This window comes from Streptomyces sp. C36, assembly GCF_040932295.1.
Taxonomy (GTDB): domain Bacteria; phylum Actinomycetota; class Actinomycetes; order Streptomycetales; family Streptomycetaceae; genus Streptomyces; species Streptomyces triculaminicus.
Window position 1 is genome coordinate 24985 of the sequence record NZ_JBFQGI010000010.1, and the last position, 17558, is coordinate 42542.

Annotated in this window: 19 protein-coding genes, 1 pseudogene and 3 CRISPR repeat arrays; of the genes and pseudogenes, 15 read left to right on the plus strand and 5 right to left on the minus strand. The window is 67.8% G+C overall.

What is annotated here, in order from left to right:
* Positions 1-140: 140 nt before the first annotated feature.
* The 5 genes from AB4K12_RS27315 to AB4K12_RS27335 all read left to right on the plus strand — a co-directional run bounded on the left by AB4K12_RS27315 (position 141) and on the right by AB4K12_RS27335 (position 6049).
* On the plus strand, positions 141-884 hold the full coding sequence (locus AB4K12_RS27315; RefSeq protein WP_368436997.1) for a hypothetical protein: 744 nt from the start codon (positions 141-143) through the stop codon (positions 882-884).
* Between the two features lie 15 nt (positions 885-899).
* A complete protein-coding gene (locus AB4K12_RS27320) occupies positions 900-1793 on the plus strand; it encodes an aminoglycoside phosphotransferase family protein (protein ID WP_368436999.1) in 894 nt (297 codons plus the stop codon).
* Positions 1794-1921: 128 nt separating this feature from the next.
* On the plus strand, positions 1922-2227 hold the full coding sequence (locus AB4K12_RS27325) for a methyltransferase domain-containing protein (protein WP_368437001.1): 306 nt from the start codon (positions 1922-1924) through the stop codon (positions 2225-2227).
* 23 nt (positions 2228-2250) lie between these two features.
* Entirely contained in the window at positions 2251-2781 is a 531-nt protein-coding gene (locus AB4K12_RS27330; protein WP_368437003.1) for an HAD domain-containing protein, read from the plus strand.
* 699 nt (positions 2782-3480) lie between these two features.
* Positions 3481-3938: direct repeats of the CRISPR family, unit length 17 nt; unit sequence GGCTCACCTCCGCCTCC.
* A gap of 530 nt (positions 3939-4468) precedes the next feature.
* Positions 4469-6049, plus strand: coding sequence for an ISL3 family transposase (locus AB4K12_RS27335; RefSeq protein ID WP_368437314.1), 1581 nt, complete (start codon positions 4469-4471; stop codon positions 6047-6049).
* Between the two features lie 106 nt (positions 6050-6155).
* Here the strand turns inward: AB4K12_RS27335 and AB4K12_RS27340 are convergent, their stop codons facing one another.
* Both AB4K12_RS27340 and AB4K12_RS27345 read right to left on the minus strand, forming a co-directional pair.
* Positions 6156-6356: a hypothetical protein gene (locus AB4K12_RS27340; protein ID WP_368437005.1), complete on the minus strand. Its 201-nt coding sequence runs from the start codon at positions 6354-6356 to the stop codon at positions 6156-6158.
* 16 nt (positions 6357-6372) lie between these two features.
* The gene (locus AB4K12_RS27345) at positions 6373-6546 is read right to left on the minus strand and encodes a hypothetical protein (protein ID WP_368437007.1); all 174 of its coding nucleotides are present in this window, start codon (positions 6544-6546) and stop codon (positions 6373-6375) included.
* A gap of 186 nt (positions 6547-6732) precedes the next feature.
* Here AB4K12_RS27345 and AB4K12_RS27350 point away from each other — a divergent pair, with 186 nt between their 5' ends.
* From AB4K12_RS27350 to AB4K12_RS27360, 3 genes and pseudogenes are all read left to right on the plus strand, one after another.
* The gene (locus AB4K12_RS27350) at positions 6733-7167 is read left to right on the plus strand and encodes a DUF6228 family protein (protein WP_207248812.1); all 435 of its coding nucleotides are present in this window, start codon (positions 6733-6735) and stop codon (positions 7165-7167) included.
* Positions 7168-7215: 48 nt separating this feature from the next.
* Positions 7216-7338, plus strand: a pseudogene (locus tag AB4K12_RS27355) (AAA family ATPase); the annotation flags it as partial.
* A 105-nt stretch (positions 7339-7443) separates the two neighbouring features.
* Complete coding sequence (locus AB4K12_RS27360) at positions 7444-7932, plus strand: hypothetical protein (RefSeq protein WP_368437009.1); 489 nt, start codon at positions 7444-7446, stop codon at positions 7930-7932.
* Positions 7933-7955: 23 nt separating this feature from the next.
* On the opposite strand, the gene AB4K12_RS27365 is transcribed toward AB4K12_RS27360, so the two are convergent.
* The gene (locus tag AB4K12_RS27365; RefSeq protein WP_368437011.1) at positions 7956-8579 is read right to left on the minus strand and encodes a hypothetical protein; all 624 of its coding nucleotides are present in this window, start codon (positions 8577-8579) and stop codon (positions 7956-7958) included.
* Between the two features lie 492 nt (positions 8580-9071).
* A CRISPR array of direct repeats spans positions 9072-9344; the repeat unit is 24 nt; unit sequence CGGCTCACCTCCGCTCGCGCGGAG.
* A 420-nt stretch (positions 9345-9764) separates the two neighbouring features.
* On the opposite strand from AB4K12_RS27365, the gene AB4K12_RS27370 reads away from it, so the two are divergent.
* The 3 genes from AB4K12_RS27370 (at position 9765) to AB4K12_RS27380 (ending at position 12904) form a co-directional block, all read left to right on the plus strand.
* Positions 9765-10700 (plus strand): class I SAM-dependent methyltransferase, encoded by a 936-nt coding sequence (locus AB4K12_RS27370; protein WP_368437013.1) that lies wholly within the window; start codon positions 9765-9767, stop codon positions 10698-10700.
* Positions 10697-11209 carry a hypothetical protein gene (locus tag AB4K12_RS27375; protein ID WP_368437015.1) on the plus strand — a complete coding sequence of 171 codons (513 nt, stop codon included), beginning with the start codon at positions 10697-10699 and terminating at the stop codon, positions 11207-11209. The genes AB4K12_RS27370 and AB4K12_RS27375 overlap by 4 nt, the downstream gene beginning before the upstream one ends.
* A 383-nt stretch (positions 11210-11592) precedes the next feature.
* A CRISPR array of direct repeats spans positions 11593-12352; the repeat unit is 29 nt; unit sequence GTGCGCTCCGCGCAGGCGGAGGTGAGCCG.
* A gap of 225 nt (positions 12353-12577) precedes the next feature.
* On the plus strand, positions 12578-12904 hold the full coding sequence (locus tag AB4K12_RS27380) for a hypothetical protein (RefSeq protein ID WP_368437016.1): 327 nt from the start codon (positions 12578-12580) through the stop codon (positions 12902-12904).
* Here the strand turns inward: AB4K12_RS27380 and AB4K12_RS27385 are convergent.
* A complete protein-coding gene (locus AB4K12_RS27385; RefSeq protein WP_368437018.1) occupies positions 12888-13481 on the minus strand; it encodes a hypothetical protein in 594 nt (197 codons plus the stop codon). The genes AB4K12_RS27380 and AB4K12_RS27385 overlap by 17 nt on opposite strands.
* On the minus strand, positions 13478-13753 hold the full coding sequence (locus tag AB4K12_RS27390) for a hypothetical protein (protein ID WP_368437020.1): 276 nt from the start codon (positions 13751-13753) through the stop codon (positions 13478-13480). Before AB4K12_RS27390 ends, AB4K12_RS27385 begins: the two co-directional genes overlap by 4 nt.
* Positions 13754-14315: 562 nt before the next feature.
* Here AB4K12_RS27390 and AB4K12_RS27395 point away from each other — a divergent pair.
* The 4 genes from AB4K12_RS27395 to AB4K12_RS27410 all read left to right on the plus strand — a co-directional run bounded on the left by AB4K12_RS27395 (position 14316) and on the right by AB4K12_RS27410 (position 17372).
* Positions 14316-14909, plus strand: coding sequence for a hypothetical protein (locus AB4K12_RS27395; RefSeq protein ID WP_368437022.1), 594 nt, complete (start codon positions 14316-14318; stop codon positions 14907-14909).
* Between the two features lie 34 nt (positions 14910-14943).
* On the plus strand, positions 14944-15288 hold the full coding sequence (locus AB4K12_RS27400) for a hypothetical protein (RefSeq protein WP_368437024.1): 345 nt from the start codon (positions 14944-14946) through the stop codon (positions 15286-15288).
* Between the two features lie 734 nt (positions 15289-16022).
* On the plus strand, positions 16023-16754 hold the full coding sequence (locus AB4K12_RS27405) for a hypothetical protein (RefSeq protein WP_368437026.1): 732 nt from the start codon (positions 16023-16025) through the stop codon (positions 16752-16754).
* Between the two features lie 201 nt (positions 16755-16955).
* A complete protein-coding gene (locus AB4K12_RS27410; protein ID WP_368437027.1) occupies positions 16956-17372 on the plus strand; it encodes a hypothetical protein in 417 nt (138 codons plus the stop codon).
* Positions 17373-17558 lie beyond the last annotated feature (186 nt).

Consider the following 17558-nt stretch of genomic DNA (forward strand, 5'->3'; position numbering starts at 1 on the left):
GTAGGCCACTACGGCATACCTGCACCGTCTGAGCTGCGAAAACTGTGCCGGGCCGTCCCTTACCCGCTCATGGGCGCGCCTTTACGGTCCGTTGTGCTGCTACGAAGCAGCGCACCGACCACCGGCAAGGAGGCTGCGTCATGACCGCTACCGCCCCGCCCGCCATCAGCGTCAAACTGCCCGAAGCGTTCGACCCGCGCTGGGCCCGTCTGCCCGGCATCGAGGTCCACGGCGCGGACATCACAATCGACCCCGCGAAGTACTTCTTCCGCTTCGACTCCGCGTCGTGGCTCGTGTGCGACTGGGAGCCCGTCCGCGCCGACCTCCTCAGCGTCAAGGAGACAGCCGGGGCAGCGCTCGAGCAGACCGCCCTCGACTTCATTCGTGCCAACGGGCGCACCACGACCGACCCGGCGAAGGTGCTCACCACGGCATGGGAGGTCTACGCCTACCTCTTCCGTGACGAACTGCTGCCCGTCGCCGGCCTCGAGCAGATCGGCTCCACTGAGCTTCGGATGCTCCGCGAAGCTGCCACGCTCATGGCCCTCAACAAGGTCGAGCTCGACGGCACGATCAGCAACGTCGGGCCGTGCTGGTTCTTCCCCGCCGCGACCTCGGTCGTCTTCGACCTCGACGAGGAAACGGGCGGAATGCTCGACGAGGTGTACCACTCCACATGGTTCAACGAGTCGCGGCGCGTGGAGTCCATCAAGGCGCACGCTGCGCTCGGCGGCCGGCTGGTGCACGGCTGCCAATCCGTGCCCGACCAGTCCGGCGGTGCCTGCCTCCCCTACGGCGCGTCCATCGACCGATTTCGCGAGGACCTGCGTGCCTTCCGCTCCGAGTGGCTGACCGCCGTGTACGCCTGCGGCACGACGAGCTGACACGGGAGAACGACAGTGGACACCACGGACGTCACCGCCCTGCTGCCGCGACTGCTGGCAGACGCCGGCCTCGAAGCCTCACACACCCGAACGCCCATCCGGGTATGGGCCCGATCCGGCGTGGAACGCCTGACCTTCCCGGACGGTGCGTCCGCGGTGTTCAAGTACGCCGAGGAACCGTTCGACGCCGAGGATTACGCCCTCGGTGTGGCTGCTGCGGCTGGGCTTCCTGTCCCCGCCTTGCACGCCGCGCAGCACCGCGGGCCGCTGCTCGGAATGCTGATCGAAGACCTCGGCGCCTCGGTCCGGGACGCCGACGACCTCGACGGCGCCACGGCAGCAGCAGCGATTCACCAGGTCAGCAACGATCCTGGGCTGCGCATGCTCGACGAGGCAGCGCTCGCGACCCTCCCCACGCGCCTCTGTGAGCGCCTCGAGCGGCATGGAGCAGCCGAAGAGCTGCGCAGGGCCGCCAACGCTCTGTACCGCGCCGCTGAGGCCAGGGCGCAGGGCGCGCAGCTCCCGCCGTTCGGCCTGGTGCACTCAGAGTTCCACCCCACGAGCGTCCACATCGGTGCCGGGGAACTGCGCATTCTCGATCTCGCGCGCGCCTTCATCGGCCCTGGCCTGATCGACCTTGCGTCTTGGCACGGCACGTTGGACGCGCCGGACCCTGACCGCACCAGCGCTCTACTCGAACGGTACGTCGAAGCCGGCGGCGCCCGGGAAGCACTGGACGTCCGTGGTGGGCTGGACGCCGCCTCCTGGGCGCTCGGATGGCATCGCATCTGGGCTGCCGAGTGGTTCACCGAGCAACTCGACCGCGGCTGGGCCAAGGGAGCCGAGGACAAGTGGATGAACGCCATCAGGCGCCACGTGGGCGAAGCCGTCGCCCTGCTCAAACCGTAGAACCTCCCCGACGCCTCGAGCTCACCCGAGCCCCCGGCATCGGCCCGGACGCAGCCTTACTCGGCGACCTGTGCGGCTCCCTGGTCGTCGAGCTGGGCTGCGGCAGCGGGCACAACCTCGCTCACCTCGTGGTCCACGCCGGAGCACTCGGTATCGGCGTGGACCACGATCCTCACAAGATCGACCGGGCACGCGCCCTGTACGGCCACCTCGACCGGCTGCGTTTCGTCCGCGCGGATGCCGCCGAGTATCTGCGGAATCTCCCACCCCACTCGGTCACCGCCTGTCTCTCCATCTTCGGAGCGTTCAGCTTCTCGGACCCTCGGCCGCTGCTCATCGCCTCCGCCGCCGCCCTGCGCCCCGGTGGACTGCTCTTGATGACCATCCGTGCCGACGACCGTCACGACCGAGTGACCTTGCTCAAGCGTCGTTGATCACCGGAAGGGATCACCCGCCAATGCTGCTGTACCTCGATATCGATGGGGTCCTCATCCCGGGCCCTGACCGCCAGGGACACATCCCTGCCTCGCACCGCCTCGACAACGTCACGCCCGAGGGGTACACGGAGCCGGTCAAAATCTGGCTCAACCCCGATCACGGGCCGCAGATCCTCGAACTGATCGACGCCACCAGCCTGGAACCGGTGTGGTGCAGCAGTTGGCGCGCCGATGCGTCCACCTTGATCGGCTCCCGCCTTGGACTGCCCGCTTGGCCCCATGTGCCGCTGCCGCGCTTACTCCTGACGACCAGCCATCCCGATGGGTACCTATGGAAGAGGGATCACGTCGCCATTCATGCTAACGGCGCCCCGTTCGTCTGGATAGACGACGATTTCACCGCCCTCGACCATGACTGGGCAGCAGCACGCACCGCCGCCGGCCACCCGACGCTCCTCATGCAACCCGAGCACCGCGTCGGCATCCTGCCCGAGCATCTGTACGCCGTCCGGTCATGGGTTGCGGCGGGCGACCTGCGACGCAGCGCATGAGGACGGCGACCGGGCCTCGCCACCGAGCGTCGACCCACCGACAGGACAGGCTCGGTACATTCCTCAGCGCCCTGTGGGCTGCGGGCAATGCCGCAGGGCTTGTCCTCCTTGCAGCGCTCGGCCAGCAAGACCTGAGTAGCCATGGGGCAGGGCATGCCTGGCCTGTTCCGGTCACGACACCGGATGAGCAGCCTCCCGCCCTCTGATGCCGGCTTTCCCGCGCGCGTAGAGCGTTGCGACCGGTCGCAACGCTCACTCGTCGCATCGCCTGGTCCGGAAGCCTGGACGTGCTGGATAGGAACGAGCGCGAAGCAGGTGATGAGGGCGCAGCTGTCCGGTCTTCCAGCGGGCCGTGCCGAGCAGGCCCCACCGCAGGTGACGGTGCTCGGTGCCACGGCGTAGGACATTCAGCGCGCACGTCGAGCTACCAGCCGAGCGCCCCGGCTTGCAGGCGCCAAAAGGTGCGGGCCGGTGCGCGGAACCCGTAGTGAAACTCTCCCGAAGGTGTATGCACGGTGAGTGACTACGGGGCGCAGCCGGGCCGCGCCTCTACGAGCTCGCGGCCGTCGACGACGCTGCCCGGGGCGATAGTGGCAGGCAGTCCGACGCCGGGCAGCAGCATTTCGAGAAGGGTCTTCGTCAACTGCGCATTTCGTGCCCTGCCAGCTGGCTTCCAGGTAGTCGATGTAGGGATCTGGGGACTCACCTCCGCCTGCGCGGGGCTCACTTCCTGGGAGGCGGCGAAGAGAAGGCCCGTGAGCTCGGCTCACCTCCGCCTGCGCGGAGCTCGCGGCGAGATCAGCGCCGACCGGGCGCGCTCCGGCGGCTCACCTCCGCCTGCGCGGAGCTCACGCGGTGGCCATGGCCGCTACGGCCTGCTGGGCCGGCTCACCTCCGCCTGCACGGAGCTCACGGCCCGGTCGTCCTCGGGCCTGCCGCAGGGCGAGGCTCACCTCCGCCTCCACGGAGCTCACGTCTACCCCTCGCCCGGCGCCTCGCCGCTCGACGGCTCACCTCCGCCTCCACGGAGCTCACCAACCGCCCTGGTGGGAAGCCCCCGGAACAGATGGCTCACCTCCGCCTCCACGGAGCTCACGTGGCTCCCGGAGGCGTGCCGCTGGTCGAACCCGGCTCACCTCCGCCTCCACGGAGCTCACCCTTCGTGACCTGCAGGGGTGTGATGGCTTTGCCATTCCTTGATGCAGAGCTACGCCTGGCTCACACTCATTGAACACGATGGCCCCATGTTCTTGCTGAGGTGAGGCAAGTCGCCACTGTGCAGGCCTGTTGACCTTGCCTCGCTTCCCAGTTGCTCGAGGAGGCACCCACGTTATGAACTTCACTCAAGGCCCCTCAACTCTGCCAGCGGGCACATCACGCCTCCTTCAGCGAAACGCAACGTCCTTCTACCCCAAGGCCTGCAGGGCCCGACACCTCGCACGAGTTGCTTGCTAAGAAACGACGGATACTCGTCGGCCGTCCACGGGTGGACATCGATCGTGACAACCGCCAGGGCCATCGCTTACGCTGCCCTTTGTCGGCGTACGACCTGATTTGGCTCTGGCAAGATTTTCGTAGTCGGAGATCATTTTGACGCGATGGTCAGCCGGTCCGCGTAACGGGCAGCATCTGGTTGTGTGCTGTTGAAGTGTCTTGTCTTTTACCGCACTTGACGGGTGTTCTGGTGGTGTCGGTTGATGCTTCCGGTCCTGTTGTGGTGGTCCGGGCCCGGACGCGGCCGCGTGCTCCGGCAAGGTGTACGGGATGCGGCGTGTTGAGCGAGTGGGTCCACAGTCGCTACGTACGGCGCCTGGCCGATGTCGCGCTCGGCGGCCGGCCGGTCCGGATCGACCTGAGCGTACGCCGTCTGTACTGCGAGAATGCAGCCTGCTCGAAGACGACGTTCGCCGAGCAGGTACCCGGACTGACCGTGCGCTACCAGCGGCGCACGCCGCTGCTCCAGCACCTGGTCGAAGCGGTCGGTGTGGTGCTGGCTGGCAGGGGCGGTGCCCGGATGTTGCGCGTTCTGAACGTCGCGCTCTCGCGGTGCACCGTGCTGTCCCAGCTGATGCGCGTGCCACTGCCGCCCCAGGAAGTGCCCCGGGTACTGGGAGTGGACGACTTCGCTCTCTACGGCGACACCTACGGCACTCTCCTGGTCGATGCCACCACGCGCCTCCCGCTGACGCTCTGGGAGGGCAGGGATGCCGGGCAGCTGAGCCGATGGCTGCGTGGACATGCCGGTGTTGAGGTTGTCTGCCGCGACGGCTCGCTCGTCTACCGGCAAGGGATTACCGACGGTGCCCCCAATGCCCTCCAGATCAGTGACCGCTTCCACATATGGCAGGGACTGTCCCGGCGTGTCCAGGACGTCGCCGGTGCTCACCGCGCCTGCCTGCCCGCCGCACTCCCGGCCCTGGAACCGGCTGGACCCGAGCCGGCGGAAGCGTCGTCGGCAGACCGCGGAGAGGCGGACACTCCGGCAGGCCGGCATGCCCGGCGGCTGTTCGAGGCTGTGCACACGCTGACCGATACCGGCCGCACCTACAGCGCGGTGGCCCGTGAGCTTGGCCTGGACCGCCGCACGGTACGCAAGTATGCCCGGGCCCGCACCTGGCAGGAAGTGATGCGCCGCCCGCCCCGCAAGGCCTCCACCCTGGACCCCTACCTCGACTACCTGCAACAACGCTGGGACGAGGGACAGTACAGCGCGAAGATCCTGCACGAAGAACTCCAGACCAAGGGCTACCTCGGGCACTACCAGCGCGTGAAGATGGCCGTCGCACCCCTGCGACGGGGCCTGCCTCTGGACGAGCCACGCGAGCGACCGCCCTCTCCGCGCGAAGCCGCACGCTGGATCACCACCCGCCCGGACCGCCGCAGCCTGCACATCAACGACCGTCTGCCCCGACTCCTCGACCACTGTCCCGAACTCAGACTCACCCACGACCTGGTCCGCCGGTTCGCCAGCATGATCGACAATCGTGACGCCACATCCTTGCCAGGCTGGCTCGACGACCTCGCACACAGTGGACTGGCCCCTCTCGCCGGCCTCGCCGGAGCCCTGCACGAAGACCGGCACGCCGTCGCCCAGGGAATCACCACCCCTTACAACTCCGGGGTCAACGAAGGCCGCATCACCGACGTCAAACTGCAAAAACGCCTGATGGCCGGACGCGCCAGCGTCCCACTCCTCCGCCACCGCGTCGTCCTGATCGCACACCTCCGCCGCCGTTACGCGGACCGGCCGACCATCGCGTCAAAATGATCTCCGGCTACGAAAATCTTGCCAGAGCCCCTGATTTCCCCAGTTGCGTACGGATGAATGGGGTCTGGCGCTGATCTTGTGACGAGGGCTGTAGCTGCGGTGAGGGTCACCGGATTACGTCGATCTTTGGCATGGGGTGATCCCATGCGCCTATCAGCTCGAGCATGGCCTGGCGGGCCAGCGCGCGGACTTCGCTCCAGCCGGAGTCCGTCTCCAGGGCTTCCAGGGTCCAGCGGTCTGCATTCTTCCGGCCGCTCATCTCGGTAAAGATGGCATCGATCGCTCTCAGGCGAGCCATGACAGTCACTTCGACACGTCCTTCCTCAGCCAAATGGTGCGGCGGTCCGCAGCGCGTGATCGAAGTCGAGTGCCAACTCGTCGGCGGCAACACCGTGCTCCTCGACCCAGGCCCTCTGCCTTGAGGACTCGGCTGAGAGCGCGGTCAGCGACTCGGACAACAGCCACCAACGAAACGAATCATTATCAGTGCTTGCCACCGCACGATCGTCGCATGAGCCGTCCGGGCGGGTGGCTGCGTAGGTGAAAAAGAAGAGCGCTTGTTGGTGAGAGCTGGCAGCACCAGGCGGCCGTGGGCGTGTCGAATGTTGATGAGAAGCAGCAGCGGCTCCGGCGCCCGGGAATGCTGGTGACGTCGGCTCGGAGGCGTCCGTATGCTTCGCTGGGTGAGTCTGATCGAAGTAGATCCAGGGCAGGTCGAGCTCGTCGTTCGGGGGTCGGGGGCGCAGGCGCCGTCGGTCCGGTTGTCTGAATGGTCGCGGGCGGATGAGTACGAGTTCGCTTTCGCGGTGGAGGCCATCGACGACGGTGTGCGCGCACGGCTTGAGACCGTGACCGTGACGGTCTGGGACAACATGAGCGAGTTCTTCGATGGCCTCGCGCGCGACTTCCGTGGTTGGGAGGGCGAGCGGGTCTGGGGCAATAACCACCTGGTTGTGACCGCGACGTTCGGCTCGGGTGGCCATGTGCATCTGAGCTGGACCCTGCGATCTGGCTTCTTCCCCGGCGACTGGAACTGCACCGTGACGACCGTGATCGAGGCCGGTGAAGGAATGGCCACTGTAGCGGCTGACCTGCGGGAATTCCTGCGCGAAGAGTAGGCCATCGCCCGTCGGGCCGTCCTGATCGGTTCCTCAGCCGACAGCTTGCTGTTCTGCGCGGCCATCGTCGACCGGCTCACCTTCAACGGCACCATCATCGAGACCGGCACTGACTCCTTCCGCCTCGCCAGCACCAGGGCCCGAGCCGAGGAACCCGCCAAGGCCGGCTGACTCTCACCCTGCTCTTGAAGGGCGGGCTTCCCCGTCCGGAGGTCCGCCCTGGCGAGACAATGCCAGCAACTCATCCAGCGTCGGGGGCCCCGGACCCCGAACCGGATGACCAACTTCGGATGGCCATCCGGGCCGGACGCGATTTACGAAGTCAGCGAAGTCCGCACGCAGATAGTGGGGATCGGTCGGCTTCAACCGGATCTGCTTGCGGCTGTCAGCCCACCAGACCTCGAAGTCGCTCACAGTGCCTTCGGCTGGCCAGGACTCGCTCCGCTCGGGCAACAGCAGGACGTCGACGAAGCCCCCGACGCTCAGGCCAACATCCACGAAGATCCCAGTCACACCTGGACTGGGCACCTTCACAACAGTGCCTTCAAACACCTGCCCGAAGTGCAGGCCTTCCCGGATCCGAGCCCACTCCGCGTCTGCCACCACGAACGCATCATCGCACCAAGGCCAGACCCCGACTGCATCGGAGTCTCCAGGCCGGCGCTCGGCCGAGGCGACACCCTGATGCCGTCATTTCTCGTGAGTATCCACGAGCCAGACACCCGCCAACTGCTGCCGGAACTCGCAGATAAACGCTGCTGCTGAACGTGAACGAAGCCACCGCGGCCCTAAGGTTGTCGTAGCGGACCTTCCCGGTCGGCACTCCGCCCAGCACGTTGAGAGCGTGAACGTGGCCCTCGAAGAACGCCTCCTGCCCCGCCGGGGCGAAGATCCGGTGCACTGCCTTGCCCGAGTAAGACATGCGGAACGCGAACAGGCAGCAAGGTCACCACCTCGCTGCCCAACCGTACGGTCACGTCCCCGAAGTCGACCTCCGCCTCAGCCCCGGGCTTGTGGGTCTGCGGGACGAACGCCTCCACCACACTCCGGCCGGCCTGAACCCGGATCTCCTCACGACGGCCAGCGACGTAGCCGCGGACCACATGGTAGGGAATCTCGTTCGCGCCGTGCTCATCCACCAGCCGCTCGAAGGTCCGCTTCACCGTGTGGCGCTGCTTTCGCGGCGCGTCCAGGTCCGCCCGCAGCATCTCGTCGATCAACGGCTTGAACGGATCCAGCCGAGTCACCCTTGGCGGAAGCGGCTTTCGCGGCTCCGGCCAAGCCGACGACAACGCCTTCTGCACCGTCAGGAACCCGACACCGTACTTCCGCTGGAGAGCACGGTTCGACAGCCCCTGACGCGCATCACAGCGGATCGCCGCGTACAGATCGACCTTGGACTTCGGCAGCACCCGGGCCCCCTCGTCGTGCAGAGCACAACCATGGCCCCGACGCAAGCATCCAGGTGCTTTCAAAACTCGACGACATTACTCTCCCGTGGAAGAAGCCGCTCTCGCCGCCGAGCTACAGGCGCTCTCGAAACTCATCAACAAAGCCAGGGCGGGCGACGGAGAATACATTTGTGGTCGGCCATGGCACATGAGCTGCTCAAAGGGCGGGCATGGAGCTGGTGGTCACCGTCCAGCGCCGTTCTCCGCGCCCAGATGGAACTTGCTGGTGAAGCCGTCACGCGAGTGGCTGAGGCCCTCTCTTTCAGCACCACCTCTACCAGGCGGGCGATGAGGCTTTGCCACGGTTTCGCCCTGGTGTTCCAGTACTTCGTCCCTCTTTGAAGCAGGCGTTGGCGGCGGCGCGGTGCGGGCGCCAGCCGCGTACTGATGCGCGGACGATTGTGGAGTCGACCGAGATGGCCCAGCCGATCTCACCTGCGACGTCGTGGTCGACGGCTCACCTCCGCTCGCGCGGAGCCCACAGAGGAGACGCTGGCGAACCGATCCCTACCGTCGGCTCACCTCCGCTCGCGCGGAGCCCACCCGGTGGGCTTCCCCTCGCCGTCCTTCACCTGCGGCTCACCTCCGCTCGCGCGGAGTCCACAAGGACACCATGACGGATTTCCCCGAGCGCACCGGCTCACCTCCGCTCGCGCGGAGTCCACGGCCGCAGCACGGATACGCAGCAGCGGGCCGCCGGCTCACCTCCGCTCGCGCGGAGCTCACCCTTCATGACCTGCATCGTTGTTAGGGCTTTGCTATTTCTCGGCTAGGGAGACACTTGCTACAGCCCCATTGAACACGACGAACGCGCGCAGCGGCTCAGGACCGAGAACGGCGATTGGCTGTTCAGTGAGCAGCGCTGTGCTGGCAGGTACGGTCAGGGGATTTCTTTACTCGGCGTCAGGCCCGTTCCGTCTGGTGGTGCACCAGGCGCGTGAGCAAGTGCGCTGGGGTGAAACGGATGCGGCATGGCGTACTTTGCCCGCGACCCTGCCCTGACGGAGGCCCGCGGGCGCGGCACCCTGATCATCTTGCACCGCTTGGCATGGTGCCGGTACCGGCTTCGGGCTGCTTCCCCATGCTGGCGGCGGCGGTGGCAGCTGGCCCACTGGCTCTGCAAGGGAGGCCGTAGGGTTCTGCCTCGTGCCGTACCTTGAGATTTCGGACCTGATCACGGCGGTGGACCCACACAGCGGCCACCGGCTCCCCGTACGTCGCGCCGCGGTCATCCAGCAGCTCCGTGAGAACGGTGACGAGCGCGCCGCCGGCATCGTCGCCGGGTTACCCACCGACCACGACGGCATACTCGACCCGCATGCCGTGGACCGCCTGCTGATCAGCGTGCACACTGAACTTCAGCGCCTGAGCGAGGAGCTACGGACCGGCGAACGACTCGTCCACCTGCTCCGCCCCCTCTTCACCGCGATCCGGGCAACTACCGGGCAGCCCGGACCGTACCGCCTGGTCGACGTCGGTTGCGGCCTGGGCTACCTGGTCCGCTGGCTGGCAACTACCAACGCCCTTGGCCCGGACGTCGAGCTGATCGGAGTCGACCTCGACGCCACGCTGGTCGGCGAAGCGGACCGCCTCGCCCGCGCCGAGGGACTCAACTGCCGCTTCATCCACGGAAATGCCTTCGACCTGCCGGAGGCGGCGACCGTCTACATCTCCACCGGTGTGCTGCACCACTTCCGTGGCCCCGCCCTGACCGAGTTCTTCCGGGCCCAGGCCGCCTCCCCAGCGCAGGCCTTCTGCCACTTCGACATCGCCGTCACCCGCCTCGCACCCATCGGTGCCTGGATCTTCCACCGCGCCCGGATGCGCCACCCACTCGGCCGCCACGACGGCGTCGCCTCCGCGCGGCGCGCGCACAACGACGAGACACTGCTACGCGCCGCCGCCGCCCCCGGCATCCGACCACTGCTGTACGAGCCGCGCGGCACGGCGAACCCGTTCTGCACCACGCTGCGCCCCATCATCGGAGTGCGCCCGCCGCTGGAGGCGCCGCTACGCCGGGCCCTCGGGCGGGCCGCCCGCCGCCTGGTCGGCCCGGAGCACCTCGACAAGGCCACCGGATGACGCCTGCCATACCGCTCGCACTCCTCGGCCTGGTCGACGCGGCATTCAGCGGCTTCCGCGCATACGCCGGCCGCGACGCCCGCATCCGCAAGCACCGGGCCACCGCCCAGGCCGCCCTGCGCGGGCTGACCGCTGGGGCCGTCCTGCTGCTCGCCCCCACGCTGACCGCCGCCCTTGTGCTACTGACCGCACCCGACCAGGCCCGGACGTACAACACCCTGGCCGCCGGCGGCCTCGGCTACCTGCTCCCACTCACCGCCTACGCCACCGCCGTACTGATCTCGCTCGCCGCCTACTTCCTCCTGCCGTTCCGCGTCGGCACCCTGGCGATGGTCGTCGGCCTCGGCCCGCTGACCCTGCTGCGCCCGCTCGCCATTGCCGCCGCCTGCCTCGGCGCGCTCCTCAACGGCGGTGGTGTACCCGCACTGCTGGTCGGCACGACCGCAGGCGCCGCCGTGCTGTGCGTCGAACCTGCTGTACACCGACGCTGGTACCGCCACGTGCGTTAGCCATCCGCAAGGTGCATCGCCTCTCGGCGCTCAATCACGCTGCCCCATACAAATGCGCTGCAGGAAACTCTGAGTGGCAGGGTCGGTGGCATAGAAGCGGATGCCTCTGATGCCACGGGTCGCCAGGACACGAAGCGACACTACCGAGCCCAGCGACCAGCGCGCGAGCTGCTGGCGGTGATCCGGGCTGGTGGCTGATCCCCGGCTTTCGGCCGGCCCAGTACCGGCGCGGCAACACCGTGGAACGCTGGGTCCAGACTTCCGAGGCGAAGTGGGGGCCAGTTGTAGGGCGGATCATTGGTCGTCGTGTTCAATTGGGGTGTGCCTCTCCACCTCTACGTCAAGAAAGAGAAAAGCTCCCACAACGTTGCAGGTCGCGAAGGGTGCGCTCCGCGCAGGCGGAGGTGAGCCGACCAACGGATTCCTGGCGGATCTCTGGATTTCGTGCGCTCCGCGCAGGCGGAGGTGAGCCGGCGATGGCGAAGGTCAACCGGTAGCGCCATGGGTGCGCTCCGCGCAGGCGGAGGTGAGCCGGCTGCTCCCAGTACACCGGCCGGTCCGAAAACGTGCGCTCCGCGCAGGCGGAGGTGAGCCGGCCACGCGGGAAATGCGGACCTCGCGGTGGCGTGCGCTCCGCGCAGGCGGAGGTGAGCCGGTGGCTGAGGCGTACGGGCTCGACGGCGTGCGGTGCGCTCCGCGCAGGCGGAGGTGAGCCGGGTCTGCATGCGGACACGCAGGGCCTGCAGGTGTGCGCTCCGCGCAGGCGGAGGTGAGCCGACCTCTCGCGACGCCGAGGGCTGGGGCGCTGAGTGCGCTCCGCGTGCGCGGAGCTCACTCGTATCCGTTCCGAGTCGTGGTGCGCAGCGTCGGCTCACCTCCGCCTGCGCGGAGCTCACCTGTCGAGGAAGATCACGGAGTTCCGGACGAGCGGCTCACCTCCGCCTGCGCGGAGCTCACCCGCAGTGGCCTGCCCCCATGCAGGGGGTGCGCGGCTCACCTCCGCCTGCGCGGAGCTCACTTCGTCGTAGCAGGCCCGGCTCTGTTATTCGACGGCTCACCTCCGCCTGCGCGGAGCTCACAGGAAGGCTCCTACCGCGCGCTGCACTTCGTCCGGCTCACCTCCGCCTGCGCGGAGCTCACCCTTCACGACCTGCAGTGTTGTTGGGGCTTTACTCTTTCTTGGCAGGCCCGGCCTGGCCAGAACGCTACAGGTAGCGGAACACCGTCGAACGGGCCATTAACAAACTCAAGCATGCCCGAGCCGTGGCCACCCAGTACGACGAGCGTGGCGCCACTGTAGCTGCCCTTGTCATCCGGCTCCGAACATGCCCGACCGGTCAAGTCCTAGATGTATTGCCGTGCGGTCCCGTGGACTCCGCCCAGGAGGTCGTCGAGGTCCGCGAGATGCGGATGGATATCTGGGACAGCGACGATCCGGACGGCAGGACTTCCCCTGGTGGGGAGAACTGTGGATCCCCGTTCGCCGGCAGCGACGGCGACGACCACTTCATCGAGGCAGGCCCAGGGCTATGGCACAACCATCTCGGCCATGCCGCACGCGACGACCAGGGCTGGTTCCTGAGATGGCCCAGCCTCGCTACCTGGCTCCACGCCGTCGCGGAAGCGATGCACCACGCGCCAACCCAAAAACACCCCTGCGACCTGACCAGGACGGACCTTAAGAGCCGGGGTTGACGGGTCGTTTGTAGTACCGCCAGGGGAACCATCCGGCGCCGACCGGGATCCAGCCTTCCGATTGCATGCGCCGGTGTCGCGCGATGGAGGGGAGCGTAATCCGGCAGTGTTCCCAGGGGTGGCCGGAGGCCTCGACTTCGTGGAAGAAGGGGCCGTAGCCGATCATGTGCCAGCCGTCGCGGCCGGCTTCCTCCAGGGCGGCCATTTCGTTGAACGCGGACAGTCCGCTGAGGGTGCGGCGCTTGGGGGCGTTGGGTCCCCCGGCGGGCGGTGCCGAGGGGCCCGCGTCTGCGGCCTTGGCCGCGAAGCGCTGCTGGGCGGCCTGGCGGCTCACTCCCAGGACGCGGCCCACTGTGTCCCAGCTGTGGCCGGCGGCCCTGGCGCCCTGGACGGCCTCGTGCAGCAGGCGGCTTGCCTCCTGGGCGCCGACGCGTGAGGCGTCCACCAGGCGCAGGTACCCGTGGGCGTCGTGTTCGAGCGAGTCGGCCAGACCGTCGGGGGCGCCGAGGACGGCTGCGGCGATCCCTTCGCGGATCCGGTCCATCTCCGCCGGGTGGAGCAGGGGTTCGTCACTCATCGGCGCAGTCCGGCAAGAGGCTCGAGGGCGTCGAGGACTGCCGCGTCGCGGTGCGCCTGCTCAGCGGAGTCGCGGGCCGCCGCCCGGGCGGCCAGGCCGGCCGTGCAGGCGATGAGTACGAGGCCGACAACGATCAGGGCGACGGTGGCGGAGGTGCCGAACCGGTCGCCGAACATCACCGTCAGGGCCGGCAGGCTTATGGCGAGCGGCAGCGCGGCGGCCATGGGTGCGGGGGCGGGATAGAGGTTCCGGGGTCGGGCCTTCGAACTCAAGATCAACATACGTCAAGGAAACCTTGACGCAGCCAACTTGTCAAGAATTCCTTGACGCCCGAGTCTCCGGGCCGCCACATTTCCCTGGCCAGCACGCCGCACCTCGCCCGCCCCCCCAGGCCCTGGAGGACCGTCGCGGCGCCTTCGGTGGCAAGACCAGGTGACAGGGAGCCGGTTCCGTGACCAGTTCATATGGGGCGGAAGCCCCGACACCGCCGGAGACATCTGTGCCGTGCTTCAGTGCCCGGCTCGGCGCAAGGCGACAGCCCGGTCTCCACCTCCACCACGTGCCGCTCCCACTCAACCTCCGCCCGCGCGGGCCCCGGCAGCGTCTCCAGCAGGCCGAACGTCTCCATCTCCGGCAGCAGCTCCGCGCCGTAGTCTCCAGCATTCCGGCCATGTGGTTGTGCCTGAGCACGGAACTTGCACCCGACAGCTGCCCCCGACCCCGCCCTCCGAGACGGCGTGAGCGGGATTGCTGTCACCGAAGGTGAATCGTTCTTGTCACCTTGAGATCGTTTGTGGTCTTGACCCTCGACACAGACCGCCCGGAGGAGACGAGTTGATCACGGAGTACCAGCAGAAGCTGCGCGAGCGCTACATCGCCGCCACCGTCATGCCGGCCCCGGAGCCGTGGCAGCCGGTGCTGGACCACAGGACCCCCATCGGGGGTCTGCTCGGCATTGGCTTCGCCGTCCATCCCGACAGCGGGCACGACCTCGTCATGGTCGTGTCCAGCGGCGGCCATGGACTGTTCGACGCGGTCACCGGCGAGAAGGTCGCCCGTGACCGGGATCCGGACCCCGACACCAGCACTCCGGAGGCGTCGCCGGAGCTCACCTGCCCCGGGCTCGGACCGATCGAGGGCACGCCGGTGCGTATCGCCGGGCTCTTCGGCGGCGGCCTGCACAGCACCACACCAGACGGCTGGACCCTGGACGTCGTCAGCCCGGAGTGGCCTCACGACCGCGTCATCCTCTCCGCCGACGGCGGGTCCCACAAAGGCCCGGCGGGAGGGACGTGGTGGCACATCTTCCACTCCGAGTACTCAGAACTCCGTACAGCCGGGTTCTCTCCCTCCGGCCTGACCCTGGCGGTCGCCACCAGCAGCGACCTCACCCTCTGGACCCGACCTGAGCTCCACTTTGACAACTGAGCGGACAACGAGACAGCAGGCGAAAGGGCGACAGATGGACCGTGCAGAACTCGCCGGGATGCTGGGAGGCCAGACCAGGGCCTGCGAACCCGCGAGAGCGGCGCTTCTCGGCGGAGGCGAGTTCGTCGTATGGGACGGCAGCGTTCCCAGCCAGCAGCTTGCCAACGTCTACGCGGCTCGCCTCCGACGGGCGAGGAGCCGAGGTACTGAGACTCTCGCCTTGCCGTCCACCGTCGACATCCTCACCCGGCTCGAAGCCGTTCAGGTCAGGATCGGCCGCATCTTCTCACCGGACCGGACGTGGGCCTTCATGCTCTTCCTCGCCGACGACGCCAGCGCAATCCTCGCCTGCACGGGAGTCCGACGAGCTGAGCGGTGACACTTGTCCTGCTCAAGTGAAATCCACCTTGCTTCGGCACAGTGGTAATCCTGTTGGCACCACAGTCGGGTGGAAGTGCAGGCTTGCGCGGTGATTGCCGAACTGGCACCCCGCTTTCTGACCTGGGACGATATGGACCCCGCCCGTCATCCCTTCGACAGCCCGTCGGCGCCGCAGGTGGTGCGGTCTCTCGGCCCGCCAGTCAGATGCCCGGCCGCCCCGACATTCCCAAAGGGCCCCGGCGATGAGTGACTGGAGCTGGAGCGAGGGGAAGCCCTTGGGCAGATGCCATGGCGTATGCCCTCGCCGAGCACTATGGCCGCTGGACCGTGGGCTGGCGCTGGGCGCACGACGAAGGCGACTTTGACGGAGGCCCCGTCGGGAACTGGTGCTGCCCAAGGGACTCGATCACCACCCCGGAGGAAACACTCACCCGTGTCGCGGCAGCGCTGTGCGAGTGGCGGGCATAGCTGGAGAGTCTCGCCGGATGGTTCGAGGCGTACCCGCTGGCTCTTGCCGACGCAGACGACCAGCGGATCCTGTGGGAGCGCGCCGCCCGGAACCTGATCCTCCTGGTGACCGGCCATATCGGCTGCGGCAGCGGCTGGTACGGCCACTACCGACAGGTGCTCACCTGATTCCTCAGCCGTTGGGGCGTCGCACCCGACCTCGCGGAGAATCTGGTCGACCAGGCGATCGGCGGACGGTTCGAGAGCCGGACCGGACCCGACGCGATGTTGGCCGACGATCTCGCGGAACGGCTCACGCTGTCGCTTTGGCTGGCCGACAACACACGGTCCACCGGGCCCACGCCGGACCACCTCGAGCACTGGCTGCCGGTGCGCGAGACCGTGTCGTGGGAGGAAGCGCCGGATGGCGGCGGGGACGGACCGGTGACCCCGTCGTGCGATGGCGCTGCGGAGGACATCCGCGCCTTCGATGCGGACCGAAGCGCCTGGCATGACTCGGTACGATTGTCTGCCTTTGGGTGGCCCGGGCGTGCAGGGGGCCTCAGATCGCATGGAGGCCGGGCAGTGCGGTTCGTTTGCCGGAACTTTGGATTGTCGGATCTGCCGCGGCGCGGTCTCGCCCCGCATGAAGCTCCCCTGGACGTGCTTCTCCTCGACATCGAGGCTGAGCTGTCCATCTGGGAAGACGGGCGGGTGGTGTGGTCCGAGGAGGCGTTCCCCGTGGCCGAGCTGGCGTACCACCTGGCGCTCTGGCTCCAGAGCCCGGACGCCGGCCAGGAAGGCTTCGAGCTTGACTCGATGCAGGCCGATCTGGGGTTGCTCCAGATCGGGAGCTCCGATGAGGGCTGGCGGGTTGGCTCTATCCTCACGCCAGTTTTCTGGACCGCACCCATCGCCTGGGATGTTCTTGTGGCGGAGATCAAGCAGTTCGTCACTGGCGTGCGCGGGGGCGTTGCTGCCATGGACATCGAGCCCGCCTTCCTCCCGGAACTCTGACGGATGTTCCCACCCGGCCTGGCCCGGGTGGGACGATCTTGATGTGGCTGGTGTGATCACGGCGTCGGATCCGTCCTAATCCCCGACGCCGACGACCTCTTCGAACGCCCCCGCAACCGCCAGGTCCTCGACCGCCGCCCCGCCGACGCCGAACACGACGCCCTCACCGTCATCACCGCCCTCGCACACGCCGACGAGCCCATGACCACCCAGACGCTCGCGCTCGCACTGACATGGACCACCCACCGGCTCGACACCGCTCTCCAGCACGCGCGCACACATCCTGACGTCGGCGGCGCGCTCGTCCTGCGCACCGCCCCGCCCGACGGCTACACCGCCACCCCGCGCCTGGACATCCTCCGGCCCGACCAGGCCGACGCAGTCGCCGGACGCGGAAACCTCCACCCCCACATCCGCGGCGCCATCCAGCCCACCGAGGCCGAGGTCCTCCTCCGTGTCTGGGTCGACGGCGGCATCGACACAGGCGACGCCGTCCAGCGCCAGGCCCTCGACGCGCTCGTCGGCGCCCACATGGTCAACCGTGGCGACATCGTCGACCAGCTGCACGACAACGTCGCGTACAGCCTCCGCATGCTCGACGAACCGTCACGCCAGTGACACCTGAGATGTCCAACCAGTGACACCTGACGTCCAGCATCTCGATGACCAACAGCAAATCCGTTGACTGACTTCTGGCTCAGAGCTACCGTCAGAGGCCAAAAGATCAAGAGCGGATGGACAAAGGTACGTCCCCTTGGGGACGTACGCGGCTCGCCGTTGAAGGACCCCGGGGGGAGGGGCGGC

Coding starts and splice junctions, on each gene's coding strand:
- AB4K12_RS27375 (WP_368437015.1), top strand. CDS start 10,697: ATGACGCCTGCCATACCGCTCGCACTCCTCGGCCTGGTCGACGCGGCA.
- AB4K12_RS27385 (WP_368437018.1), bottom strand. CDS start 13,481: ATGAGTGACGAACCCCTGCTCCACCCGGCGGAGATGGACCGGATCCGC.
- AB4K12_RS27400 (WP_368437024.1), top strand. CDS start 14,944: ATGGACCGTGCAGAACTCGCCGGGATGCTGGGAGGCCAGACCAGGGCC.
- AB4K12_RS27315 (WP_368436997.1), top strand. CDS start 141: ATGACCGCTACCGCCCCGCCCGCCATCAGCGTCAAACTGCCCGAAGCG.
- AB4K12_RS27410 (WP_368437027.1), top strand. CDS start 16,956: ATGACCACCCAGACGCTCGCGCTCGCACTGACATGGACCACCCACCGG.
- AB4K12_RS27360 (WP_368437009.1), top strand. CDS start 7,444: ATGACCAACTTCGGATGGCCATCCGGGCCGGACGCGATTTACGAAGTC.
- AB4K12_RS27330 (WP_368437003.1), top strand. CDS start 2,251: ATGCTGCTGTACCTCGATATCGATGGGGTCCTCATCCCGGGCCCTGAC.
- AB4K12_RS27405 (WP_368437026.1), top strand. CDS start 16,023: ATGTTGGCCGACGATCTCGCGGAACGGCTCACGCTGTCGCTTTGGCTG.